The organism is Micromonospora fulviviridis (assembly GCF_014648395.1).
Lineage (GTDB): Bacteria > Actinomycetota > Actinomycetes > Mycobacteriales > Micromonosporaceae > Micromonospora > Micromonospora fulviviridis.
In genome coordinates this window covers 252,421-275,487 of the sequence record NZ_BMRA01000004.1, presented here as the reverse complement: position 1 = coordinate 275,487, position 23,067 = coordinate 252,421, and the positions used below count along the sequence as shown (strand labels likewise).

24 protein-coding genes are annotated in these 23,067 nt (G+C 73.1%); 12 read left to right on the top strand and 12 right to left on the bottom strand.

The genetic code is table 11. From position 1 onward, the window contains the following. Positions 1 to 165: 165 nt before the first annotated feature. On the bottom strand, positions 166 to 3,225 hold the full coding sequence (locus IEY96_RS12705; RefSeq protein ID WP_229791564.1) for a helix-turn-helix transcriptional regulator: 3,060 nt from the start codon (positions 3,223 to 3,225) through the stop codon (positions 166 to 168). A 347-nt stretch (positions 3,226 to 3,572) separates the two neighbouring features. Next, complete coding sequence (locus IEY96_RS12700; protein ID WP_189195019.1) at positions 3,573 to 3,743, bottom strand: hypothetical protein; 171 nt, start codon at positions 3,741 to 3,743, stop codon at positions 3,573 to 3,575. 210 nt (positions 3,744 to 3,953) lie between these two features. On the opposite strand from IEY96_RS12700, the gene IEY96_RS12695 reads away from it, so the two are divergent. Next, positions 3,954 to 4,643: a DUF4191 domain-containing protein gene (locus IEY96_RS12695; RefSeq protein WP_189195018.1), complete on the top strand. Its 690-nt coding sequence runs from the start codon at positions 3,954 to 3,956 to the stop codon at positions 4,641 to 4,643. A gap of 66 nt (positions 4,644 to 4,709) precedes the next feature. Here IEY96_RS12695 and IEY96_RS12690 read toward each other — a convergent pair whose 3' ends face one another. Further along, positions 4,710 to 5,120, bottom strand: a complete 411-nt coding sequence (locus IEY96_RS12690) for an RDD family protein (protein WP_189195017.1) — start codon at positions 5,118 to 5,120, stop codon at positions 4,710 to 4,712. Positions 5,121 to 5,421: 301 nt separating this feature from the next. Here IEY96_RS12690 and glnA point away from each other — a divergent pair, with 301 nt between their 5' ends. Next, positions 5,422 to 6,846: a type I glutamate--ammonia ligase gene (gene glnA, locus IEY96_RS12685; RefSeq protein ID WP_189195016.1), complete on the top strand. Its 1,425-nt coding sequence runs from the start codon at positions 5,422 to 5,424 to the stop codon at positions 6,844 to 6,846. Between the two features lie 29 nt (positions 6,847 to 6,875). On the opposite strand, the gene IEY96_RS12680 is transcribed toward glnA, so the two are convergent. Both IEY96_RS12680 and IEY96_RS12675 read right to left on the bottom strand, forming a co-directional pair. Continuing rightward, positions 6,876 to 7,952, bottom strand: coding sequence for a site-specific integrase (locus IEY96_RS12680; RefSeq protein ID WP_189195015.1), 1,077 nt, complete (start codon positions 7,950 to 7,952; stop codon positions 6,876 to 6,878). 10 nt (positions 7,953 to 7,962) lie between these two features. Beyond that, positions 7,963 to 8,610, bottom strand: a complete 648-nt coding sequence (locus IEY96_RS12675; protein WP_189195014.1) for a hypothetical protein — start codon at positions 8,608 to 8,610, stop codon at positions 7,963 to 7,965. Positions 8,611 to 8,734: 124 nt separating this feature from the next. Here IEY96_RS12675 and IEY96_RS12670 point away from each other — a divergent pair, with 124 nt between their 5' ends. The 9 genes from IEY96_RS12670 (at position 8,735) to IEY96_RS12630 (ending at position 15,562) form a co-directional block, all read left to right on the top strand. Next, a complete protein-coding gene (locus tag IEY96_RS12670; RefSeq protein ID WP_229791563.1) occupies positions 8,735 to 8,920 on the top strand; it encodes a helix-turn-helix transcriptional regulator in 186 nt (61 codons plus the stop codon). A gap of 1 nt (position 8,921) precedes the next feature. Then, positions 8,922 to 9,182 (top strand): hypothetical protein, encoded by a 261-nt coding sequence (locus tag IEY96_RS12665; RefSeq protein ID WP_189195013.1) that lies wholly within the window; start codon positions 8,922 to 8,924, stop codon positions 9,180 to 9,182. Next, complete coding sequence (locus IEY96_RS12660; RefSeq protein WP_189195012.1) at positions 9,179 to 10,516, top strand: AAA family ATPase; 1,338 nt, start codon at positions 9,179 to 9,181, stop codon at positions 10,514 to 10,516. The genes IEY96_RS12665 and IEY96_RS12660 overlap by 4 nt, the downstream gene beginning before the upstream one ends. Then, positions 10,513 to 10,734, top strand: a complete 222-nt coding sequence (locus tag IEY96_RS12655; protein ID WP_189195011.1) for a hypothetical protein — start codon at positions 10,513 to 10,515, stop codon at positions 10,732 to 10,734. Before IEY96_RS12660 ends, IEY96_RS12655 begins: the two co-directional genes overlap by 4 nt. Continuing rightward, entirely contained in the window at positions 10,731 to 10,913 is a 183-nt protein-coding gene (locus IEY96_RS12650; RefSeq protein WP_189195010.1) for a hypothetical protein, read from the top strand. The genes IEY96_RS12655 and IEY96_RS12650 overlap by 4 nt, the downstream gene beginning before the upstream one ends. A 140-nt stretch (positions 10,914 to 11,053) precedes the next feature. Beyond that, positions 11,054 to 11,473: a hypothetical protein gene (locus tag IEY96_RS12645; protein WP_189195009.1), complete on the top strand. Its 420-nt coding sequence runs from the start codon at positions 11,054 to 11,056 to the stop codon at positions 11,471 to 11,473. 166 nt (positions 11,474 to 11,639) lie between these two features. Beyond that, positions 11,640 to 13,025: a phage major capsid protein gene (locus tag IEY96_RS12640; RefSeq protein ID WP_189195008.1), complete on the top strand. Its 1,386-nt coding sequence runs from the start codon at positions 11,640 to 11,642 to the stop codon at positions 13,023 to 13,025. Positions 13,026 to 13,208: 183 nt separating this feature from the next. After that, positions 13,209 to 13,457: a hypothetical protein gene (locus IEY96_RS12635; protein WP_189195007.1), complete on the top strand. Its 249-nt coding sequence runs from the start codon at positions 13,209 to 13,211 to the stop codon at positions 13,455 to 13,457. Continuing rightward, positions 13,457 to 15,562: a hypothetical protein gene (locus IEY96_RS12630; protein WP_189195006.1), complete on the top strand. Its 2,106-nt coding sequence runs from the start codon at positions 13,457 to 13,459 to the stop codon at positions 15,560 to 15,562. The genes IEY96_RS12635 and IEY96_RS12630 overlap by 1 nt, the downstream gene beginning before the upstream one ends. Before the next feature lie 344 nt (positions 15,563 to 15,906). Here the strand turns inward: IEY96_RS12630 and IEY96_RS12625 are convergent, their stop codons facing one another. From IEY96_RS12625 to mptB (IEY96_RS12595), 7 genes are all read right to left on the bottom strand, one after another. Then, on the bottom strand, positions 15,907 to 16,446 hold the full coding sequence (locus IEY96_RS12625) for a hypothetical protein (protein ID WP_189195005.1): 540 nt from the start codon (positions 16,444 to 16,446) through the stop codon (positions 15,907 to 15,909). After that, positions 16,443 to 16,712 carry a hypothetical protein gene (locus IEY96_RS12620; protein WP_189195004.1) on the bottom strand — a complete coding sequence of 90 codons (270 nt, stop codon included), beginning with the start codon at positions 16,710 to 16,712 and terminating at the stop codon, positions 16,443 to 16,445. The genes IEY96_RS12625 and IEY96_RS12620 overlap by 4 nt, the downstream gene beginning before the upstream one ends. A 405-nt stretch (positions 16,713 to 17,117) precedes the next feature. After that, complete coding sequence (locus IEY96_RS12615) at positions 17,118 to 17,414, bottom strand: GYD domain-containing protein (protein WP_189195003.1); 297 nt, start codon at positions 17,412 to 17,414, stop codon at positions 17,118 to 17,120. Positions 17,415 to 17,580: 166 nt separating this feature from the next. Next, positions 17,581 to 18,045: an SRPBCC family protein gene (locus IEY96_RS12610; RefSeq protein ID WP_189195002.1), complete on the bottom strand. Its 465-nt coding sequence runs from the start codon at positions 18,043 to 18,045 to the stop codon at positions 17,581 to 17,583. A 14-nt stretch (positions 18,046 to 18,059) separates the two neighbouring features. Continuing rightward, positions 18,060 to 18,404, bottom strand: a complete 345-nt coding sequence (locus tag IEY96_RS12605; protein WP_189195001.1) for an ArsR/SmtB family transcription factor — start codon at positions 18,402 to 18,404, stop codon at positions 18,060 to 18,062. Positions 18,405 to 18,484: 80 nt separating this feature from the next. After that, positions 18,485 to 19,975: a polyprenol phosphomannose-dependent alpha 1,6 mannosyltransferase MptB gene (gene mptB, locus IEY96_RS12600; RefSeq protein WP_189195000.1), complete on the bottom strand. Its 1,491-nt coding sequence runs from the start codon at positions 19,973 to 19,975 to the stop codon at positions 18,485 to 18,487. A gap of 12 nt (positions 19,976 to 19,987) precedes the next feature. Beyond that, the gene (mptB, locus tag IEY96_RS12595) at positions 19,988 to 21,403 is read right to left on the bottom strand and encodes a polyprenol phosphomannose-dependent alpha 1,6 mannosyltransferase MptB (protein ID WP_189194999.1); all 1,416 of its coding nucleotides are present in this window, start codon (positions 21,401 to 21,403) and stop codon (positions 19,988 to 19,990) included. Positions 21,404 to 21,448: 45 nt separating this feature from the next. Between mptB (IEY96_RS12595) and IEY96_RS12590 the strand changes: the two genes are divergently transcribed. Then, on the top strand, positions 21,449 to 23,014 hold the full coding sequence (locus tag IEY96_RS12590; RefSeq protein WP_189195268.1) for a hypothetical protein: 1,566 nt from the start codon (positions 21,449 to 21,451) through the stop codon (positions 23,012 to 23,014). The last annotated feature ends 53 nt before the right edge of the window (positions 23,015 to 23,067 follow it).

Genomic DNA, 23,067 nt, shown 5'->3' with positions numbered 1-23,067 from the left:
CCGCGGATCGAGCGGCCACCGCGCACGCCCGTGCACGAGCCGAACCGGCACCGGCTGCCCTGCCCCGCCCCGCCGCTGAACGGATCCGCCCTGCCCGCCGTCGAGCCGGCGCAGGGATCGGCCGACCGCCGCACCCGCCAGTGCGGAGGGCCGGCGAGGCCCCGGCTACCTGCCCCGGCGCTGCGCCGGGGTGGCGGGCGGCGTCGGGTCGAGCAGGCCGAGGCGGTGGGCCAGCGCGGCGGCCTCCACCCGGTTGGTCACGTCCAGTTTGGCGATGATCCGGGACACGTGCACGCTCGCCGTCTTCGGCGAGATGAAGAGCCGCTCGGCGATCCGGCTGTTGCTGTGCCCCTCCGCGACCAGCCGGAGCACCTCCTGCTCCCGGCTGGTCAGCAGGTCCGGGCCGGGCCGGCCGGCGCCGCGCAGCCCGACCCGCCGGGCCAGGGTGGCGCCCTGCTCGCCCAGCGGGGTGGCGCCGAGCCGGGTGGCGATCTCCGCGGCCTCGCGGACCGCGGCGGCCACCTCGTCCCGCTCGCCGGCCGCCGCGGCGACCTCGGCCAGGGCGAGCAGCGCCCGGCCCAGCGGATACGGCTGCCCGACCACACGCCACGCCGCGACGGCCGCCCGCCAGGCCGGCAGGGCCGCCTCCGGCCGCTGGGCCGGCCCGCCGCGCCGCTCGACGGCGGCAGCGGACGGCTCAGCCGAAGCGACGGACCCGCCGCCGGCACCGTCGGCGGCAGCCGGCGGCTCGGACGACTCAGCCGAAGCGACGGCCGCGCCGTCGGCGGCGGGGGCGATGCCGGTGAGGATCGCGGTGACCTGGGCGGCGTGAGCCTGCTCCGCCGGATAGCGCGCGGGCAGCACGGCGGCCACGGCGGACGCCTCGGCGGCCAGCCCGGCGTCGCCGACCAGTGCGGCGGCGCGGGCCACCGCGCTGAGCACCGGCCAGCCCTCCCGGGGCAGGTCGACGAGGCGCTCGTCGGCCAGGGCGGCCCGGCTCGCGGCGAGCGCGGCCACCTTGTCGTCCGCCGCCAGGGCGGCCTCGATGCGCAGTTCACGCAGGGGCAGCCGGTGGTTCGGCCAGAGGTAGGGCCGGGCCAGGAAGGCCAGCGCCCGGCCGACCAGCTCGTCGGCGGCGGGGTGCGCGCGGGCCAGCCGCAGCCCGGCCCGGAGCTGGAGCCAGTGCAGCCCGGAGACGCCCGGCGGGTCGATCCGGGCCGCCTCCGCGCAGGCCGCGTCGGCCTCGTCCCAGCGACCCAGCGCGATCAGCGCCTCGGCCCGGTTCGACAGCAGGTACGCCCCGGTGGAGCGGCTGATCCCCACCCGGCGCGCCTCGCTCTCCCCGGCCTCGGCGGCCTCCGCGGACTCGGCGTACCGGCCCAGCTCGTAGAGCACGTCGGAGAGGTGCACCAGGGCGCTGACCAGCGCCGGCGCGTTGCCGGTGGCCCGGGCCAGGGCCTCGGCCCGGCGCAGCTCGGCCAGCCCCAGGTCGGGGGCCTCGTCGGTGCGGCAGAGCAGGGCGATCCGGGTGGGCAGCAGGGCCACGTCCTCGCCGACCGCCTCGGCCGCGGCCATCGCCTCGTCGGCCACCGAGGCGGCCTGCCTGGGGTCGATCTTGACCAGGTGCGCCGCGATGTCGGCGAGCAGCCGCACCCGCTCGGGCGTGTCCGGCACCCCGGCCGCCAGCCCGTACGCCTCGCGTACCTCGGCGGTGCCGTCGCTCTTGCCGAGCAGGGCGAGCAACCGGCCGCGCCGGTAGAGCAGGCCGGCGGCGCGCAGCGGCTCGGCGGCCGTGTCCACCTCGGCCAGCCCGGCCCGGGTCAGGGTGAGCGCCCGGTTGTAGTCGCCGGCCGTGATGGCCGCGGCCAGCGTCTCCTCCAGCACCCGCAGGTGGTCCATGCCGAGCCGGTCGGCGGCGTCCGGCACCAGCTCCCACAGTTCCAGGACCCGCTCCAGCAGCCGGCTCTGCTCGGCGTACGCGTAGCGGTCGGCGGCGGCCCCGGCGGCCATCCGGGCGGCGATCAGGGCGCGCGGGTGGTCGTGCGCCGCGTACCAGTGATGGGCGATCTCGGCCGGGGCGCGACCGGCGGCCACCAGGTGCGGCTGCGCCTCGATCGCGGCGGCGTACCGGGCGTGCAGCCGGGCGTGCTCGCCGGGGAGCAGGTCGTCGTGGACGGCCTCGCGGAACAGCGCGTGCCGGAACTCGTAGTCGCCGTCCGGGTCGGCCACCACGAGCTGGCCGGCCACGGCGGCGCGCAGCGCGTCCTCCAGCTCGGACTCGGGCAGGCCGGCCACCTCGGCGAGGAGCTGGTGGGCGAAGCGGGTGCCGCCGGCGGCGGCGATCCGCAGCACCCGCTGGGCCGGCTCGGGCAGCCGGTCCACCCGGGCCAGCAGCAGGTCGCGCAGCGTCTCCGGAAGCACCGCGCAGCCGACCGGGTCGCCGGCCGCGGCAAGCTCCTCGATGAAGAACGGGTTGCCCTGGGTACGACCGTGCACGTCGTCGACGGCGCGGGCGGCCGGCTCGGCGCCGAGCAGGTCGGCGAGGATGGCCGCCGTGCCGTCCCGGTCCAGCCGGCCCAGCTCGATCCGGTCCACGCCCCGGGCCCGGTCCAGCTCGGCGAGGAAGGGACGCAGCGGGTGGCCGCGGTGCAGCTCGTCGGTGCGGTAGGTGCAGACCAGCAGCAGGCGGGTGGCCCGGGCGGCCCGGACCAGGAAGCCGATCAGGTCGCGGGTGGAGCGGTCGGCCCAGTGCAGGTCCTCGATCAGCAGGACCAGCGGCCGCTCCTCGGCGAGCCGCCGGAACAGGTCGGCGACCAGGTCGAACAGGTAGCCGCGCGGGGTGTCGGAGACGGGCAGCCCGGTGGGCGCGGCGGCCCCGGCCGGCACCCGGGCCAGCTCGGGCAGCAGCCGGGCGAACTCCGCCTCGTAGCCGGCGAAGGCGGCCGGGCCGTCGTGGCGCAGCACGTCGCGCAGTGCGGCGGCGAACGGCGCGAAGGGCAGGCCGGCCTCGCCGAGTTCCAGGCACTGGCCGATGAGCAGCCGCGCGCCGGCTCCGGTGGCGTGCGCGCCGAACTCCTCCAGCAGCCGGGTCTTGCCGACCCCGGCCTCGCCGCCCACCAGGACGGTGACCGGGTCGCCGGCCCGGGCCCGGCCGAGCGCCTCGCGCAGCCCCGCCAGCTCGGGCTGGCGGCCGACGAGGACGGTGCTGGCGGCGCGTGCGGTCACGCCGTCGAGCATGCCACGGCGTACGCCCGCGCCGTCCCCGCCGACCGGCCGGTTCCCCGCCGGGCCGGCCGCCCCCGTGACGGCCGGCCCGGCACCCGCGAAACCCGTCCCGGCCGCACCAACCCGGCCAGAGACGGCCGGCCCGGCACCCGCGAAACCCGCCCCGGCCGCACCAACCCCGCCGGAGACGGCCGGCCCGGAGCCCACGAAACCCGCCCCGGCCGCACCAACCCGGCCGGAGACGGCCGGCCCGGCGTTCGCGAAACCCGCCCCGGACTGGCCGGTCGGACCGGTCGGGTGCGGGGCGGGTGGCGCGGCGTCCGGGTGCGCGGGCAGCGCCGGGGCGGTCACCGGCGGGCGTCGGTGGCGCGGGCGGTGTGCTGCCGGCGGCTCAGCCAGCTCCGCGGGTGGCGGCGGGGCAGGGACCGGGCGAGCCGGTCGCGGGCCGCGTCGGCCTGAAGCTCGGAGGCGTGGCTGCGGTGGATGCTGAGGAGCAGGTCTGCGTCGTTGCCGAACATCTCGGTTCTCCTGTCGTGCGGTGTTTCGCTGTCGACACCGACTTTCCGCGCGAAGGTGCCCCCGGGGCATGGGTGTGCTGCCTGATCTTCGGCCGCTCCCCCTCCTTACTCCGGGGTCTCAGCGGCCCGGCGGCGACGTAAGGTACTCAGTCGCGGCGGAGGGGCGGCCACGGATCAACCGGCTGCGCGGCGACCACTAGACTCTGCGGCATGGCAAATCCCCAGGAGAAGGTCTCGTTCGGCCAGCGGCTGAAGCAGATCGGGATGGTGTTCCAGTTCACCGCCAAGCAGGACCGGTGGTTCGCGCCGCTGACCGCGGCGGCGGTGCTGATCCCGCTCGCGCTCACCGTGGTCGCGGTGCTCCTCTGGGGTTGGATCTGGCTGCCGATCGGCATCCTGTTCATCCTGCTCGCGGTGCTGGTCGTGCTCAACCTGCGGTCCAACAAGGCGATGATGAACGCCGCCGAGGGGCAGCCAGGCGCGGCGGCCCAGATCATGGAGAGCATGCGCGGCGACTGGCGCGTCACGCCGGCCGTCAGCTCCACCACTCAGATGGACATGGTGCACCTGGTGATCGGCCGGCCGGGCGTGATCCTGCTGGCCGAGGGGAACCCCCAGCGGGTGCGCGGCCTGCTCGGCCAGGAGAAGCGCCGGCTGGCCAAGGTGATCGGTTCCGCCCCGCTGCACGACTACGTGATCGGCCAGGGCGAGGGCGAGCTGCCGATCCGCAAGCTGCGGATGACGCTGATGCGGCTGCCCCGCAGCCTCGCCCCCAAGGACGTCAACGCTCTCGACAAGCGACTCAAGGCGCTCACCGCCCGCCCGCAGATGCCCAAGGGCGCGATCCCGAAGAACATGCGGCCGCCGCGCGGCGCGTTCCGCCAGACCCGGGGTCGCTGACCCCCGACGTACGCGTGAAGGAGCCGGACCCGCGCGGGGCCGGCTCCTTCATCGTGCGGGCCCGGGTCAGCGGCGGGCGGCGCGGGGGGCGTCGGCGACGACCGACCCGGTGAGCCGGTCGTGCAGGCCGCGCCGGTGCCCGTCCATGATCAGGGCGGGCACCACGAGGGCCAGCAGCACGCCGCGCAGCAGCGCCCGGACCAGCCCGATCCGGCCGCCGTCGGCCCAGGACAGGCAGCGGATCCGGGTGACGTACATGCCGGGGGTCTGGGCGAAGAGGCCCAGGAAGAAGCCGTACTCCAGGATCAGCACCAGGACCGGCGGCCAGCCGTCGCGGACCGGGTCGGCGAAGATGTTGGCGATCAGCAGGCAGAGCACCCAGTCGATGACCAGGGCGCCGAAGCGGCGGCCGAGGCTCGGGGGCGTGAAGGTCGGGTCCGTGGCGGGCGGCACCGGCACGGCGGCGGTATCGGTCACAGCGGCCAGGGTAGCCAGCGGCCGGTCCGGAGCCGGGAGCGCCGCGACGGGCAGGGGTGTCGGTCACTGCCCGGGTACGCCGGTTCCGCACGGGGCGGGAAACGGGACCAAAGCCATCAATCAGCGGCAGACCGGTGCAGCGGGTATCGTCCGAACCGAGAGCCGGCGGCGGCTGAGCGGCCGGGATGACGCTGCGCGAGGGACGTAACACGGCGGAAACAGAGGAGACACGGCCGGGCAACCCCACCGCCATAGCTTCGTCAGGTAGCCAGCCACCGGAGTGGACCTGCCAGGAGGACGTGTGTTCGCCAATCCCGAGGAACTCCTGCGATACCTCAAGAACGAGGACGTGAAGTTCGTCGACGTACGTTTCTGTGACCTGCCCGGCGTGATGCAGCACTTCAACCTGCCGGTCGAGTCCGTCGACGACAGCCTCTTCACCGACGGCCTCGCGTTCGACGGTTCGTCGATCCGTGGCTTCCAGGCGATCCACGAGTCGGACATGCTCCTGCTGCCGGACGTCGCGACCGCCTTCATCGACCCGTTCCGCGCGCAGAAGACCCTCGCGCTGAACTTCTTCATCCACGACCCGTTCACCCGCGAGGCGTACTCCCGGGACCCGCGGAACGTGGCGAAGAAGGCCGAGGCGTTCCTCGCGGCGAGCGGCATCGCCGACACCGCCTACTTCGGCGCCGAGGCGGAGTTCTACATCTTCGACTCGATCCGCCACGAGACCTCCGCCCACCAGTCGTTCTACTACATCGACTCGATCGAGGGCGCCTGGAACTCCGGCCGGGAGGAGGAGGGCGGCAACCGCGGCTACAAGACCGCGTACAAGGGCGGCTACTTCCCGGTGCCGCCGGTCGACCACTACGCCGACCTGCGCGACAGCATCGTCCGCCGCCTGGTCGACACCGGCTTCACCGTGGAGCGTTCGCACCACGAGGTTGGCACCGCCGGCCAGTCGGAGATCAACTACAAGTTCTCCACCCTGCTGCACTCGGCCGACCAGCTCCAGCTCTTCAAGTACATCGTGAAGAACGAGGCCTGGGCGAACGGCAAGACCGCCACCTTCATGCCGAAGCCGCTCTTCGGCGACAACGGCTCCGGCATGCACACCCACCAGAGCCTGTGGCTGAACGGCGAACCGCTGTTCTACGACGAGACCGGCTACGCCGGCCTGTCCGACAACGCCCGCTGGTACATCGGCGGCCTGCTGCACCACGCGCCGTCGCTGCTGGCCTTCACCAACCCGACGGTCAACTCCTACCGCCGGCTGGTGCCGGGCTTCGAGGCGCCGGTCAACCTGGTCTACTCGCAGCGCAACCGGTCCGCCTGCACCCGCATCCCGGTCACCGGCAACAACCCGAAGGCCAAGCGGGTCGAGTTCCGGGTGCCGGACCCGTCCAGCAACCCGTACCTCGCCTTCTCGGCCATGATGATGGCCGGCCTGGACGGCATCAAGAACAAGATCGAGCCGCCGGCGCCGATCGACAAGGACCTGTACGACCTGCCGCCGGAGGAGTGGGGCGACGTCAAGCAGGTGCCGGGCTCGCTGCCGGAGGTGCTCGACGCGCTCGAGGCCGACCAGGACTACCTGCTCGACGGCGGCGTCTTCACGCCGGACCTGATCTCCACCTGGGTGTCGTGGAAGCGGGCCAACGAGGTCGACCCGGTGCGCCTGCGCCCGACCCCGCACGAGTTCGCCATGTACTTCGACTGCTAGCAGTGATCAAGCGCTGACCTGCGTCTACGTCAGGCGATCACCTCCCTAGTCCGCAGGGAGTCCGCACGAGCCACCAGGACCGCGTCCACCGCGGACCTGGTGGCTTCGTCGCTGTCGGGGAACATGTGTCCGTACGTGTCGAGCGTCGTCTTCGCCGAGCCGTGCCGTAGCCGCGCCTGCACAACCTTGACGCTGGCGCCCGATTCGATCAGCAGCGACGCGAAGTAGTGCCTGAGATCATGGAACCGGAAACCATCCGGCAGGCCAGGCACTCGCTGCCGGGCGTCACGTATGGCCCGCTCCAACATCCACGGGCCGAACTGGACACCATCGTCGGCGGTGAGGATCGTGTCGGCCCGCCACTGCGCCACGTGCGCCGACAGCTCGACCGCGAGCGTGCGTGAGATCGGGATCGGGGTCTGGGACGCCTCGGTCTTCAACGGCAGCGCCGGGTACTGCACCGCCGGGGCGATCATGCCGCGCATGAAGTCGACATCAGCCACGCGCAACCCGCACGCCTCGGCGGTCCGCAGCCCGGCGAACGCGCCGAGCAGGATGGACGCCCTCTGCCGGGCCGGCATCGCGTCATAGAGGCCCCAGACCTGTTCGGTGGTGGCGACGTACGGCCGCTGCTTCGCTTGGCCCGGCGAGGTGCGCCGCGAGCACGGCGACCGCGGCACGATCCCATCGTGGACGGCGTCGGCGAAGATCTGCGCCAGGCGCCGATAGAGCGCGTAGACGTAGGAGGCGGCCAGCCCGGACTCGCGCAGCTTGGTCGTCCACGCCTTCACGTGGGACGGCCGAACCGCGCTCAGGCGCAGCGGGCCGAACTCCGCGACGATCTGTGCCACGTGCACCTTGGCCTGCCGGACAGTCGACGCACGCCGCGTGCCGTACCCGTCGAGCCACGTCGCGCACCAGGCGGCGACCGTCGTCTTCGCCGTCTTTGGGTCAACGTGCGTGCCGCTGACTAGCGCCGCGGTCTGCTGGTCGAGCCACTTCTGGCCGTCGACCTTCCGGTCGAAGTGGCGGGCGTGCTCCCTGCCGGCCTCGTCGCGGTACCGGGCCCGGTACTTCCCATCGGGGCGCTTCTTGATGCTGGCCACCGTCGCCCTCCTACCCGACCCGGCCCTGTGAGCCGCGGGGAAGGACGCCCCTGCGGCGGGCCTCGTAGATCCAGCGGTGGATGGTGCGGTAGGAGACCTGCGGGTTGACCTGGCTGAGCACCCGGGCCGGCGCCTTGGCGTCCACGTGGATGGCCTCCCGGTACGCAGCCGCCACCCGGCCGAGAAATTCGGGCGTCAGGCCCTCGCTCGGCTCCGGTAGCTGCATCTCCTCCGGGGTGCGCGGTGCCGGACTGCGCAGCTTCCCCATCGGCGCCTGCGGCTCACCCGAGTCCTTGATCTGCGCGCGCCAGCTCCGGGCCACCCAGTGCGTGTCACGGTCGCGCCAGAACGCGGTGTCGAAGTGCGACGCGAGCCGGGTCAGGTCTGGCCCGGCGTGCCTGGCCCAAGACTGGAGGGTTTCCAGCATCCCGGGATCGGTGGTCACCGCAGTCTCGATGAAGGTCAACGGGTACCGGCGCAGTGCCTCGGCCCGCACCTGCTCTCCGCGACCGTCGAGGTACACCTCGACGGCCCGCCAGTGCCCGGACGGGACTTCGGCGAACCGGACGTAGGAGACGGCGGGTAGCTCGACCTCGTCGGCCTGGCCGCCGTCCGGGATCACCTGGGCCCAGCCGCCCCACCCGACAGATATCTGCATGTGCGTAAGTTAGCGCCGTTCCGAGTAAGTAGCAAGCTTTACTCGCACGTTCCCAACGCCTACAGTCACGATCAACGGGTAAGTGTCGCCACTTACCCGACAGTCGAGCAGGGGAGCGTCGGACGTGGAGAAGTACCTCACCACCGAGGAAGTCGCCGCGATGGCCCGGACCGCGCCGAGCACGGTCCGCTACTGGCGGCACGTCGGTAAGGGCCCGAGGGGCGTGAAGAGAGGCAGGCGGGTGCTCTACCCGGAGAGCGTCGTCGCGGCGTGGCTGGCCGGCGACGAGCAGGCAGAGGCGGCGGCCTGACATGTCGCAGATGCAGAACGCCCGCCCCGCGGCTGGTAACTCCGGGGCGGGCGCCAAGACGGCCGGCGAGCACGTCCCGACCAGCGTAACCGACCGGGCCGACATCGTGGTGCTTCGCCGCAACGGTGACCCGGTCATCGCCCGCCGCCGTATCGCCGCCAAACTCGACGACCTGCTCGGGATCAGCCGCGAACGCGCACCCGAGCCGTACGCCGCCGGCGGCATGTGCCTCGGACTGGCCGAGCGGGAGCTGGCCGCATGACGGGCGTCGAGTTCTGCCCGGTGTGCCAGGAGCTGCTGCCGGACTACTGCCGCTGCCCGCCACCACGCGGTTCAGATGAACCGCGTGGTGACAGGGCCGCGGACGTGCCGGCTCGTCGCCTGGTGCTGACCGCCGCGTCGGAGATCGAGCCGGAGCCGGTGGTGTGGGCGTGGGAGGACAACAGCGAGGGCCGCATCCCGTCCGGGTCGCTCTCCGTGGCTGCCGGCCGGGAGGGCACCGGCAAGTCGTCCTTCGGGATCTGGCTGGCCGCGCAGATCACCCGCGGCACCCTGCCCGGTCAGCTCCACGGCCAGCCCCGGCCCGTGATCTACGCGGCGGTAGAGGACTCGTGGAAGCACACCCTCGTGCCGCGGCTGATCGCGGCCGGCGCTGACCTGTCGATGGTGTACCGGTGCGAGGTCTACCAGGACGACGCGCTCGACACCACGCTGTCCCTGCCGCTGGACAACGTCCGCCTCGAGGCCGAGCTCCGCCGGCTGCGCGCCGGGCTGCTGGTGCTCGACCCGCTCATGTCGACGATCGGCGCGAAGATCGACACCCACCGGGAGCGGGACGTACGGACCGCCCTCGACCCGCTCGCCCGGCTCGCCGACCGGGCCCGCTGCGTCGTGCTGGGTATCGCCCACTTCAACAAGGGCAGCGGCACCGACCCGTCCTCACTGATCACCGGCTCTGGGGCGTTCAAGAACGTGCCCCGGTCGGTGTTCGGCTTCGCCGTCGACCGCGAGAACGGCATCCGAGTGATGACGCAGACCAAGAACTCGCTCGGCAAGCTCGACCTGCCGTCGCTGCTCTACGACATCGAGGACACCGCCGTGCCGACCCGACGCGGCCCGGCGCACGTCGGCCGGCTGGTGTGGCTCGGCGAATCCGACCGCAGCGTCGGCGACGTCCTCAGCGACACCGGAGACACGGAGGACAAGGCCGAGCGCGACGAGGCCGCGGACTGGCTCCGCGGCTACGTCATCAGCCAGGGCGGTGAGGCGGCCCGCGCCGACATCATGAAGGCCGCCAAGGCGGACGGCTTCTCCGAGTCCACCGTCAAGCGCGCCCGCAAGCGGGCCGGCGTCGTCCCCTCGCCCCGGCAGGGCTTCGGCGGTGGCACCCTCTGGCGCATCGATCCCGACCTCGCCCCTCAGTCAGACCACAGTCGGGTCAGTCGGGCCAAGGATTCAAACCCTGAACTGACTGACCCGACTGTGGCCCGACTGCCCACCGAAGGGAGCGCGAACAGCGCGAAGGGTGCGGACTCCGTGTCCCTGCTCTCTTCGCTCCCTTCGCACCCTTCGACCAACCAGGGAGACGCAGCGTGAGCCTCGACCAGGCCGCCGAACAGATCATCGCGACCGCCGCCGAGTTCGGATACACCCGCGAGCAGGTACTCGGCTGGACCCGCGCCGACCTCATCCGCTTCGAGCACGAGCTGACCGCCCGGGTCGAGATCGAGCAAGCCGGCTACGCCGTCCTAGCCGACCTCTACCGCGAGCGGTTCGGCGAGGAACCACCCACGACGCAGGGAGACGCAGCATGACCCAGCTACCCGATTGGGACGTGGCCATCGTGGATGGCCAGCCGACGCAGGTGGTCAACGCCGCCATGGTCCGCGCACTCATGCGCGACTCGCCGCTCGGCGAGCAGGTCGCGAGGCAGCGGCTGCTCGCCGCCGGCTTCCCCGCGCACCTGCTCGACGAACCCGACAACACAAGATGATCTTTTAGGATCCGGCCTCACGGTCACCGCACGTTCCTGTGACGATTTCTCCCCGTGACAGATCTGGACAGTTCGTGACAGCGGCGGCGGCGAGTTTTCGCAGGTCAAGCCGCGTCTGCTGGGGAGAGTGCCGTAACGCCGTGACGCGCGTGACGTCACGGCTGACCTATCGAGAGGTACTGACCGAGATGACTCCTGAACTGGCCCGTGCGGTCGACCAGGCTGGCCCGGATGCGGTTGCCGCGGTGACTGCGTATCTGCGTGAGCCGCGGGGCGACGGCTGGCTGACCGCCGTGCGGCGCGCCCTGGCCGACCTGCTGGACGACCCGGCCCGGGCGGGGCACGACGGTCCCGATCCGGTGCTGGCGCGGCTGCTGGCTGGCTGGCTGTTCCAGCCGGCTCGTGATCTGTCCGCGCTGGCGTACTGGCTGCGTCAGCAGACCCACCCGGACACGGTGGCGGATACTCCGGTGGCGCGGCTGTGGCAGGCCCTGGCGGGCGAGGTAGATGCCGCTGTGGGCGCGGCCATGCTGCTGGATGTGTCGCCCGGGGACGTATGATCGATGGCAGCTACCCCCAGCTCGCGCGAGCCCGGTCCGCCGGCCGCCTGAGCGGGGGTCAGCCTCTCGAACGCTCGAGATCCGGACCGGCGCCAGGTGCCTCGGACGGCCGACTGGATGAGTAGGCGCACTTCACCTACCACCAGCGACCAACGGAGGGGCCACCATGGCCACCACGATTCCCCAGATGATCGGCGCGGCGATCCGCTGCCGAGACGAGGCCCGCGACGCTCTGACGCGGCGTGAGGCCGAACTGACCGCGCTGCGTTCCGCGCCGGACCTGACCGAGGACATGGTCGAGCGGGCCGCGAGCGCCCGCGACCAGGCCCGCCGCGACCTGCAAGCCGCCGAGGACGCGCTGACCGCGCTGACCGCCGAGCAGGCCGAAGAGGAGCGCGTCGCCGAGCAGGCCACCCAGGTTCACCCGACCGGCCGCCGCGCGGCCGGCGGCGCCCGCGTCAGCGCCAGCCACGTCTACCGCCAGGACGACCCGCACGGGCCGTCGTGGATCCGCGACATGATCGGCGTTTCGCTGCGTGCCGACTCCGAGGCCGGCAACAGGCTGCGGCAGAACAACCGCGTGGTGGCCGGCGAGCTGAGCCAGCGCGCCCTGACCACCACCGACGGCGCGGGCGGTGACTTCGTGCCGCCGCTGTGGCTGATGAGCGAGATGGCCGAGCTGGCAAGGGCAGGGCGCGTCACCGCGAACCTGGTCCGCAACGTGCCGCTGCCGGCCGGGACGGACACCATCAACCTCCCGAAGGTGGCCACCGGCACCGCCGTGGCGGAGCAGGCCACCCAGAACACCGCGGTGCAGAACACCGACGCGACCACGGCGACCGTGACGAGCAACGTCGCGACCGTCGCCGGTCAGCAGGTCATCTCGGTGCAGCTCGTCGAGCAGTCGCCGGTGAACATGGACGACATCCTGCTGCGGGACCTGCTCGCCGACCTGGCCGTGAAGACGGACATCTTCGTCATCAACAACAACGTGGCCAACAAGCGGGGACTGCTCAACGTCTCCGGCATCAACCCCGTCACGTTCACCAGCGGCACCCCGACCGTGGCGACGCTCTACCCGAAGCTGGCGGACGCTATCCAGCAGATCGCCACCGGTCGGTTCCTGGCCGCCGACGCCATCGTGATGCACCCGCGCCGGTGGGCGTGGTTCATGGCCGCCGCGGACACCGCGAACCGGCCGCTGGTCGTGCCGGGCGCCAACGGGCCGCAGAACGCGATCGCGATCGCATCGTCGTCGCCGGACCCGGCCACCGGCCTGGTCGGCTCCCTGATGGGCCTGCCGGTCTACACCGATGCCAACATCCCGGTGAATCTTGGGGCCGGCACCAATGAGGACCGGATCATCGTGATGCGCCGGGGCGACCACATCCTCTACGAGGGCACCCCGCGGGCCGAGGCGTTCCGCGAGCCTCTCGCGGCCCAGCTGTCGATCCTGCTGCGCGTCTACAACTACCTGGCCACCGCCTTCGAGCGGTACCCGAAGGCCATCAGCGTCATCTCCGGCACTGGCCTGGTCACGCCGACGTTCTAGTCCTGGGCGTCAACGTCACCCCGGCCGTGCTCGTGAGTGTCATGCCGCGGCCGGGGATCGATGGCGGCAGAGCGGGCGCCTCAGCCTCGCGGAGACGCCGCCAGCGCCCCACGGCGGACGCGGCCCCGGTCTACGGTCCCGGGGCCGCTCCGTCCGCCCCACAACTCGTCTGAGGGAGTGGCAATGAACGGTGAGGATCGGAAGTCGACGCTGGCCGCTCTGGACGTGCTCGACGCCGTGCTCGACGGCGACGGGCAGCGCGTGGTCCAGCTGGTCGACCAGCACGGCGACCAGGCGGTGATCCTGGGGCTGTCCCGGGTTGTTGTCGGGATCGGCCAGCAGCACAGCGGGAGCCTGGACGCGTTCCGTGCCTTCCTGCGCGGCTGGGCGGTAGACCTCCAGCTCGCCGACCTGACCCCGGCCGGTGACTGATGGTCGCCAGGGAACGCGTCGAGTTCGACGTCGTCGGCCGTGACGCCGGCGGCAGCAAGGCGTTCCGCGAGGTCGGGGACGCTGCCGCGAGGGCCGCCGACCAGATCGACGACGCCGCGAAGGCGTCGGCCAAGGCCGGCGACCAGATCGACGACCTCGGCGACAAGGTCAAGGCCAGCGGCGACAAGACCCAGACCACCAGCGAGCAGTACCGCGGCCTCGCCGCCGAGATCGGCCAGGTTGAGGGCAACGTCCGCCGGCTCGCCGCCGAGATAGACGCCACCGGCAACAAGGAACTCTTCAAGGATCTCCGCAAGCAGCAGGGTGAGCTTCGGAAGCTGATCCGGGTCAAGGATCTCCTGCCCGACGACAGCGAGTCCCACGAAGAGTCGATGCGGTTCGGCGGCCGGATCGCCGCCGGTTTGGCGGCCGGACTGTCGCGGGCGGGTGGGCCGATCAGTGCCGCCCTGTCCAACGTGTTCGGGTCGCTGCCGCCGCAGGCGCAGGTCGCGATCGGCGCTGGTGTGGTCGCCGCCGGCGCCGCCGCGGCACCCGCACTCGGTGCGGTGATCTCCGGTGCGGTGGTCGGCGCGGCCGGCGCCGGCGGCATCGTCGGCGGTATCGCGATCGCGGCGAAGCATCCGCAGGTGCAAGCCGCGGCGAAGCAGACCGGCGAGACGTTCACGGAAGCGCTGCAAGAGGCGGCCGTGTCGTTCGTGCCGGCGACGGTCGAGTCCCTGGGTGTGGTCCGCTCTCACATCGACGACATCGGCGGGGATCTGGAGCGGGCGTTCTCCGCCCTGTCGCCGAAGATGCCCGGCCTGGTCGAGTCCGCCATGTCGGGGGCAGAGCGGGCGGTGGAGGGCTTCGCGACCGCCGCCGAGCGGGCCGGGCCCGTCCTCGACGCCATCGGCACCATCGCCGAGCAGGCCGGGGACACGGTCGGTGACGTGTTCGAGAAGCTGTCCGAGCACTCGTCGGAAAGCGCCCACGCCCTACTGACCTTGTGGGGTGTCTTCGACTACGGCATCCGGTCGCTGGCCACCACCGTGGTGGGGTTGACCGCCGCCTACGGCTGGATGGAGAAGATCAGCGCGTTCCTGCGCGGAGACGCGGCCGAGCTGGGCCGGCTGGCCGCAGAGCAGGCACTCGCGCAGCAGTCCAGCAACGGGCTCGCCGACGAGCTGCGGAAACTCGCCGACGGGTTCGGCGACACCAAGGTCAAGACCATCGACGCAGTCAGCGCGCTGGAGACATGGCGCGGCGAGATGGACAAGATGACCGGCAACAACCTGTCCGCCCGTCAGGCGCAACGCGACCTCGAAGCCGCGATCGACGACGCGACGGCTGCGGTGAAGGAGAACGGCAAGACCGCGATCGACCACGGCGCCGCGCTCGACATCAACTCGGCGAAGGGCCGGGCGAACGCCGCCGCCCTCGACAAGATCGCCAGCGAGGCGAACAACGCCTACAAGAAGATCATGGAGCAGACCGGGTCGCAGGAGATGGCCAACGCTGCCGCCGACCGTGGCCGGGCGCAGTTCATCGCACTGGCCCGCGGAATGGGCCTGTCAGAGTCGGCCGCAAACGACCTCGCCAACCAGCTGCTGCAGATCCGCGACCGGAAGGTGACGGTCACCGCGAACACGGGGCCGGCGATGGAGTCGGCGCGCAGCCTGGTCGCCCGGATCAACAACATGCACGCCCGCATCTCCGTCAAGGCGCAGGGCACGCTCAGCTACGGCGGTGGCTACCACACCGGGGAGGGCTACTCCAGCGGCATGGCCGAGGGCGGCATCGTCACCGGGCCGGGCCCGAAGGGTGTCGACTCGGAATGGCGACTGCTCGCCCCCGGCGAGGGTGTCATGACCAGCCGGGAAGTGGACGCGCTCGGCGGCCCGCAAGGTTTCCAGCAGCTACGCGCCGCGGTTCGCGGCCAGGCCCAGGCGCCCGCGCTCGCCGCACCAGCCGGCGCGCCAGGCAGGGGCGTAGATCCGCTGGTCGAGGAGATCCGAGGGCTACGCCGGGACCTGTCGCGGGCGACGCTGCGCCTGGACGACCGCACCGGCAACTACGCGACGCTGCTACTCAGAGGCGACGGCTGATGCCCGGTCAGCCCCGCCCGGGTGGCCCACCGGCACCGACCGGCCCAGCCGGCCCGCGGCCGAAGTGAAAGAGCGGCGACCGGAAGAGTTCTTCCGGTCGCCGCTCCATCATTTTCGGGACGCCCCGAAAAAGACCCCCCCTTCCGACCGTCACTCGCCGGTCGAGTTGTCGGGGCGGCATCGACTCGGCAACGGCAGGGGTGTCCGCCGCGACCACTGCGACGTCAACATGCGCACGTCAATGTCGCACCAGGTGCCATCGCGGGCCACCCGGGTCACTGCGATGTAGAGCGGGACCGGCCAGTCGGGGTGCTCCCAGACCAGCCGATCCCCACGCCGCACCGTCATTCGCCGCCGGCCCGAAGCCAGGCCTCGAGGTCGGCGACCAGCTCGCCCGGGGCGACGTCGGCCAACGGGGTCACGCCGGCCGCGTCCGCCACGTCGAGTAGGTCATCCGTAACGCCCCACCGCCGCGCCAGTGCCGCGACCGCCTCGTCGCCTTCCTTGATGGCGTCTTCGAGCTGGTGGAACTCGTACGGGGAGTTCTCCCGCGCCGACTCCACCAGCAGGAACAGATCGGCCCGCTCGGCGAGGTACCGGCCGCCGACCTGCGCGATCAACTCGTCCGGGTCGTCGAGCAGCCGGCCGAGTTCGAGGTAGGTGTCCCGCTCGCCCTGCTTGCGGCCCTGGAGCACCCCCGCGTCCATCGCCACGTTGAGCGCCTTGTCGATGCCGTCGTCTTCCCGGGCGTTCGCCTCGCCGTACCGGTAGCCGCGGTCGAACGTGTCGTTGACCTCCTGCTCGGTGTACGTCCGCCGCTGCCTCACCCGGATCGGTGGGCGGCGGCGGGTGGCCGGCCGCCACCAACGGTCCGGCCGGCTCACCGGGCACCGCCCTTGGACAGGTTGAGCAGCCGGCCGAGCTGGTGCCGCAGGATCCGAGCCTGCCCGGCCTGCATGTAGGTGTAGGTGACCTCGCCCTGGACGGTCACCTCCATGACGATGGAGACCTGGGCGAGGTCCCACGCCTTCTCCAGCCAGAGCCGGATCAGGTCCTCAGCGCCGTCGGTGACTGCGGGCAACGGCCGGGAGTGGTGGATGCCCTCAGCGGTGCAGAGGGCACCTCGGATGCACCAGGTGGGGTGCTGCACCTGGGCAGGGTCAGTAGGGTGTTCCATTGGGTCGCCTCCTGCGGCGATCAAGGGCCCGGGCAACAGGTGTTCCAGCACCTGCCGGGCCCGTCTACTTGGGGCGGTCCGCCGTCAGTCCGCAGGTTGTCCGCAAACGGTCAACGCTTGCCAACGGACGGTCGGGGTGTTTCCCCAGGTCAGGAGGCTTAATCAACGCCAGTCAACGCACGCAAATGCGTGAGTAGAGTTCGCCATGTACTTCGACTGCTGAGCTGACAACCCTCTGACCAGGGATCATCGCCCCGCGCGCCCCCTGGTCACCACCTGGGAACATCCGACGGGCCGTCGGTCGCCGCGTACGAGCGATCGATGGCCCGTCGTGCTCGGTCTGCCGGGCGGCCGCCATCCTGGCCGGGGTGGAAGGCCTCAGCCAGCAGTTTTGGCGATGATGCCGGCCATCTCGTCTTGACTGAAGGCCCGCAGGGTCGTGGTACGGACGTTGCCCGCCCCGCCGAGCTGCAGGAGCGCCGCAGCGGCGGTCTCCTCGTCGGGCGCCTCGACGACGGCCACGAGGTCGTACGGACCGACGGTCCAGTGAAGGTTCACGAGCTTCGCCCCGACCTTCTGGGTCGCTGCGGCGAAGGCATCGGCGCGCTTCGGGGTGTCCCTGTAGGCCCGGATCCCTTGATCGGTCCAGTTCAGCAGCGCGATATACGTCGGCATGGCCCTTCACCTCCACGAAGAGATCTCATCGTAAGGTTAATTCTGGGCATAATGGCCGGAATCTGCGTCAATTGCGCACCGGCACTGGCAATCGGCTCGCATCCCAGTGCCCGCGGGCCGGCTCCGCGACAGCGGGGCCGGCCCGGCCGGTTTCGTGTGTCCGCCCTCAGCGGGCGAGCAGCGCGTCCAGCTTGGTGAAGGAGCTGCCCCAGCCCTGCTCGGCGCCGGACCGCATCTCCGGCGCGAACGGGCCCTGGCGCAGCACCAGCCGGGTCCGGTCGCCGGGCTCGGTGTGGAACTCCAGCCGCAGCGTGAACCGGGTGCCGTCCGGCACGCCCGGCACGCCGTGCGCCTCCTCGTAGCCCACCAGCAGCTCGTGCTTTACGACCTCGCTGAAGGTGCCGTCGGCCGGCGAGGTCATCGCCGGGTCCTCGTCGTTGACCATCACGAAGCGCTGGTGGCCGCCGACCCGGACGTCCATGTCGACGGTGTTTCGCGGCACGGACCAGCCGACCGGGGCGAACCACTCGGCGAACTGGTCCGGGTCGGTGAACGCGCGCCAGACCAGCTCCCGCGGGGCGTCGAAGACCCGGGTCATGACGAGTTCCTGGGTCGCCTGCGTGTCGGTCATGCTGCTGTCCTCTCTCATGGTTCGTTCCGTTCGGTCTGCGCCTGGATCCGCCTGAGGTGCGCGTCGAGCCGGTCGAAGTTGGCGTCCCAGAACTGCCGGTAGCGCTCCATCCAGGCCGTCGCCTCGCGCAGCGGCTCGGGGTTGAGGCTGCTGGACCGCCACTGCGCGCTCCGGCTCCGGGTGATCAGCCCGGCGTGCTCCAGCACCTTCAGGTGCCGGGAGATCGCCGGCAGGCTGATCGCGAACGGCTCGGCGAGCTCCGAGACGGTGGCGTCCCCCTCCGCGAGCCGGGCGAGGATCCCCCGGCGGGTCGGGTCGGCCAGCGCCGCGAAGATGACGCTGAGTCGGTCCTCGGCCACTGCTTAACCACCTCGTTAATTAACGGATGCGTTAAACATAGGGCCGGATGGGGGCGGCGTCAACCACTTCGGGGAAAACTTCAGCGGGCGCGGCGTGCCCGGATCGCGACCACCACGACGGCCAGCACGAGCGCGGTCATCAGGATCGCCCCCGGCGCCTTGGTGAAGCGGGCCAGGTTGGTGCCGTCCGGCAGGGTGAGCACCGAGGCCACCGCGCAGGGCGCCACGAACCACACCGTCCGGGCCACGGCGACCGTCGCCACCGCGAGCAGCGCGAGGGGCCAGGTCGCGTACCAGGGGTGGAAGACCGGGGCGAGCAGCACGGTGGCGGCCAACGCCAGGCCGGCCCCGGCCAGGGCCACGCGGGGCCGCGCGGCGGCCAGCCGGGCCGCCCGCTGCCGGACGTCGCCCAGCCGGCGCAACGCCGCCCAGGCCCGCCACCAGAGCAGCACCAGCAGCACCGCGAGCACGGCCAGCGCGACCGCCCGGACCACCGGCACGGCGTGCGGCTCCCGGCCGGCCAGCGCGCCCGCGTAGTCGACCACGAGACCCACCGCGGTCGGCGGTGACGTCCACTGCTCCGAGTCGCCGCTGCGGGCCACGCCGCGTACCCAGCCCAGGCCCAGCCCGGTGGCCAGGCTGGTGACCACCAGCGTGGCCAGCACTCCCCCGGCCAGCCAGCCGCCGTCGCGCAGCAGCGCCCGCCACGTGTAGCGGCCCAGCACGGCGGCCAGCGCCGCGAACGGGAGCACCACCACGGCGACCGCCTTCACCGCCACGGCCAGGCCGAGCAGCACCCCGGCGACGACCAGCGCCCGCGGCCGGCCGGGCCGGCGGACCAGGACGAGCAGGCCGAACAGCAGCAGCCCCAGGCCGACCGCGTCGTTGTGCGCGCCGGCCACCAGGTGCACCCCGACCAGCGGGCAGGCCAGCGCCAGCCAGGCCGCCCGCCGGGTCGGCACCCCGACGGCCCGGGCCAGCCCGGGCAGGCAGAGCGCGGCCAGCAGCACCCCGGCCACGGCCACCACCCGCAGCAGCACGATCGCGCCGACCAGGCCGCCGCCGAGCAGCACGGCCAGGCCGGCCAGCAGCACGAAGAACGGCCCGTACGGCGCCGGGGTGTCCCGCCAGATCGGCGACACGCTCTCCGCCCACGGGCAGCCGGCGGCGACCACCCCGACCCGGTAGGGGTCGGCCCCGTGCGTCCAGGACCAGCCCTGGCAGGCGTACGAGTAGACGTCCCGGCTGCCCAGCGGCGGCGCGGCCAGCAGCGGCAGCAGCCACAACCCGGCGGTCAGGTACGCCCACCGGCCCGACGGGGCGCCCCAGCGCAGCGACCACCAGGCCCCGACGAGCAGCACGGTGCCGACCAGCCAGCAGCCGAGCACCGCCGGCCCGTGCGGGGCCCGCCAGGCGTCGCCGAGGCTGGTCACGGCGGGGGTGTCGGGCAGCGCGCCGCCGAGCCAGCCGGCGACGGTCAGCAGCACCGCGCCGGCGAGCCCGGCGTACCGGGCGAGCGCGGCGGCCACCGGGCGGACCGGTCCGTCGGGCACCGCGCCGGGCTCGCTCACCGGCACCTCTCCTCAGTCGGCTCCTCGCTCGGCGGGGACCGGCCGGCGGGCCGCCCGAGCCGAACGTACCAACCGGACCACCACCACGATCACCAACAGCGTCATCAGGGGCGCGCCGGGCATCTTGGTCCACCGGGGCAGGCCGGTGCCGTCGGCCAGGACCAGGAACGACGACACCAGCGCGACCAGCGAGAACCAGCCGGTCCGGCGGGCGGTGGCGGCGAGCACCGCGAGCGGCCAGGTCCAGTACCAGGGGTGGAAGAGCGGGGAGAGCGCGACCGTCGCGGCCAGCGCCAGGCCGGCGTGCCAGAACGGGTCCCCCCGGCGCAGCGCCCGGAACCAGAGCCAGACGAGCAGCGCCACCAGGACCACCACGGCGATCCCCCGGGTGACCGGCAGCGCGTCGATGTGCGCGCCGAAGATCGCCGCGACGTACCCGGCGGTCTGCCCGACCGCGGTGGGCGGCGAGGTCCAGGCGACCACGAGCCCGCCCTGTTCCAGTCCGCTGATGAAGCCGAAGTCGAGACCCGCCGCGAGGGTCACGGCGACCACGGCGCCCACCGCCGCGCCGACCACCCACCCGCCGTCGCGGATCAGCGCCCGGATCCGGTACGGCCCGACGATCGCGGCCAGCGCGGCGAACGGCACCACGACCAGCGCGGTGACCTTGACGGCGGCGGCCAGCCCGAGCAGCAGCCCACCGGCGAGCAGCGGCAGCGGCCGGCCCGGCCGGGCCGCCACCACGGCCAGCCCGGCGGTGAGCAGGCCCACCATGAGCGCGTCGTTGTGTGCCCCGGAGACCAGGTGCACGGGCACCAGCGGGCAGGCCAGCGCCAGCCAGAGCGCCCGCTGCGGCGGCACCCCACAGCGGCGGGCCAGCACCGGCAGGGCCCACGCGGTCAGCGCCACTCCGCCCACGGCGAGCAGCCGGAACAGCGCCACGCTGCCCGCCAGCGACCCGGCCGCGGAGACGACCGCCCCGGAGAGCACCACGAAGAGCGGCCCGTACGGTGCCGGGGTGTCCCGCCAGATGTAGGAGATGGTGTCCAGCCAGGGGCAGGGCAGCGCGGACACGCCCTGCTCGTAGGGGTTGATCCCGGCCGAGTAGCTGGCACCCTGGCAGGCGTAGGCGTACGCGTCCCGGCTGCCCAGCGGCGGGGTGAACAGCATCGGCAGCAGCCAGAGCGCGACGGTGACGAGCACCCAGCGGGTCGACGGCGCCCGGTCGCGCAGCGACCACCAGGCCCAGGCCAGCAGGGCGGTGCCGACCAGCCAGAGACCGATGACCAGGGGCCCGTTCGGGCCCTGCCAGATGCTGACCGGGGTGGGGCGCAGGTCACCGTGCGGCAGCGCGCCGCCGAGGTGGGCGGCCACGGCGAGCAGCACCGAGCCCGCCAGGCCGATCCAGCGCGAGAGGTGGTGAGGCACGCCGGACATGCTGCCAGTACGGTGGGTCGCGATCAGGAGGTGGGCATGCGGGGCGGTCGGGTGGTGGCGGTGTCCGCCGCGTCCGCGCTGGTCCTCGCCGTGCTGTATCTCACCCTGCAGGCCACCGGCTCGGACCTGTCCGCCCAGGTGGCCCGGGCCGACTTCTTCGCCGATCACGGGCCCGCCCTGGTCGACCTGCGCTGGTACGGCGGGGTCCACCCGTGGGGCTACAGCCTGGTCTCGCCGCCGCTGATGGCCCTGCTCGGGGTCCGCCCCACCGGCGCGCTCACCCTGCTCGCCTCGGCCACCGCGTTCGCCGCCCTGCTGGTCCGGACCCGGGTGCCCCGGCCGCTGCTCGGCAGCCTGGTCGGGGTCCTCACCATCGCCGGCAACCTGGTCTCCGGCCGGGTGACGTACGCCCTCGGGGTCGCCTTCGGCCTGGCCGCGCTGCTCGCCCTGACCCTGCCCGCCGGGTCCACCGGCCGCGCCCGGTGGACGCGCGCCGTGCTCGCCGGTCTGGCCGCCCTGCTCGCCTCCGCGGCCAGCCCGGTGGCCGGGCTCTTCGTCGGCCTGGCCGGCGTCGCGCTGCTGCTCACCCGCCGGTACGCCGACGGCCTGCTGCTCGCCGTTCCCGCCGCCGCGCCCCTCGCGGTGACCGGGCTGCTCTTCGGCGAGGGCGGCTGGATGAACATCAGCCGCGCCGACACCCTGCACGCCGTGGTGACCAGCCTGCTGGTGGCGGTGCTGGTTGCGTACCGGCCGGTGCGGGCCGGTGCGCTGCTCTCGGCGGCCGGGGTGCTGGCCGCGGCGCTGCTGCACACCCCGGTGGGCCTGAACGCCACCCGGCTGGTGGTGATGTTCGCGCTGCCCGTGCTGGCCGCCGCCGCGACGCTCCCCCGCCGGCTGACCGACCGGCGGGCGGCAGGGGCGGTCGCGCTGGCCGCGCTGCTGGCAGCGGTCTGCTGGTGGCAGCCGCCCGTCGTCTCCGCCGACCTGGCCAGCGCGGACGATCCCACGGCCGACCCGGCGTACTTCGCGCCGCTGCGCGCCGAGCTGGACCGGCGCGGGGTCATCGGGCGGGTGGAGGTGCCACCGACCCGCAACTACTGGGAGGCCGCCCACCTCGGCGAGGTGCCGCTGGCCCGGGGCTGGCTGCGCCAGGCCGACATCGCCCGCAACCCGCTCTTCTTCACCACGGTTCCCGGCGCCTCCGGCACCGGCGTCCCGCTGACCGCCGACAGCTACCGCGCCTGGCTGGCAGAGAACGCCGTGCAGTACGTCGCCGTGCCCGACGTGGAGCTGTCCTGGGTGGGGCGGCCGGAGGCCGAGCTGGTCCGGGCCGGCCTGCCGTACCTCACCGAGGTGTGGTCCGGCCCGCACTGGCGGCTGTACGCGGTCGCCGACCCGACCCCGCTGGTCGGGGCCCCCGGCGAGCTGGTCCGTCAGGACGCCGCCACGGTGACCTTCCGCGCCCCCGGCCCCGGCCCGGTGCCGGTACAGGTCCGCCACGACCGCTGGCTGACCGTCACCGGCGGCGCCACGCTCGCCCCCGACGGCGAGTGGACCACGGTGACCGTTCCGCGCGCCGGCACGTACACCCTCGGCGGCTGACCCGGGCGACCGGCGTGGCGCGGCCGGGACGCGGCGGCGAGCCGGGTCGGGGC

Bases quoted from the DNA above. Each gene is read 5' to 3' on its own strand.
- IEY96_RS12700 (WP_189195019.1), bottom strand. From the start codon at position 3,743: ATGTTCGGCAACGACGCAGACCTGCTCCTCAGCATCCACCGCAGCCAC.
- IEY96_RS12695 (WP_189195018.1), top strand. From the start codon at position 3,954: ATGGCAAATCCCCAGGAGAAGGTCTCGTTCGGCCAGCGGCTGAAGCAG.
- IEY96_RS12675 (WP_189195014.1), bottom strand. From the start codon at position 8,610: ATGCAGATATCTGTCGGGTGGGGCGGCTGGGCCCAGGTGATCCCGGAC.
- IEY96_RS12665 (WP_189195013.1), top strand. From the start codon at position 8,922: ATGTCGCAGATGCAGAACGCCCGCCCCGCGGCTGGTAACTCCGGGGCG.
- IEY96_RS12660 (WP_189195012.1), top strand. From the start codon at position 9,179: ATGACGGGCGTCGAGTTCTGCCCGGTGTGCCAGGAGCTGCTGCCGGAC.
- IEY96_RS12650 (WP_189195010.1), top strand. From the start codon at position 10,731: ATGACCCAGCTACCCGATTGGGACGTGGCCATCGTGGATGGCCAGCCG.
- IEY96_RS12640 (WP_189195008.1), top strand. From the start codon at position 11,640: ATGGCCACCACGATTCCCCAGATGATCGGCGCGGCGATCCGCTGCCGA.
- IEY96_RS12635 (WP_189195007.1), top strand. From the start codon at position 13,209: ATGAACGGTGAGGATCGGAAGTCGACGCTGGCCGCTCTGGACGTGCTC.
- IEY96_RS12630 (WP_189195006.1), top strand. From the start codon at position 13,457: ATGGTCGCCAGGGAACGCGTCGAGTTCGACGTCGTCGGCCGTGACGCC.
- IEY96_RS12615 (WP_189195003.1), bottom strand. From the start codon at position 17,414: ATGCCGACGTATATCGCGCTGCTGAACTGGACCGATCAAGGGATCCGG.
- IEY96_RS12610 (WP_189195002.1), bottom strand. From the start codon at position 18,045: ATGACCGACACGCAGGCGACCCAGGAACTCGTCATGACCCGGGTCTTC.
- IEY96_RS12590 (WP_189195268.1), top strand. From the start codon at position 21,449: ATGCGGGGCGGTCGGGTGGTGGCGGTGTCCGCCGCGTCCGCGCTGGTC.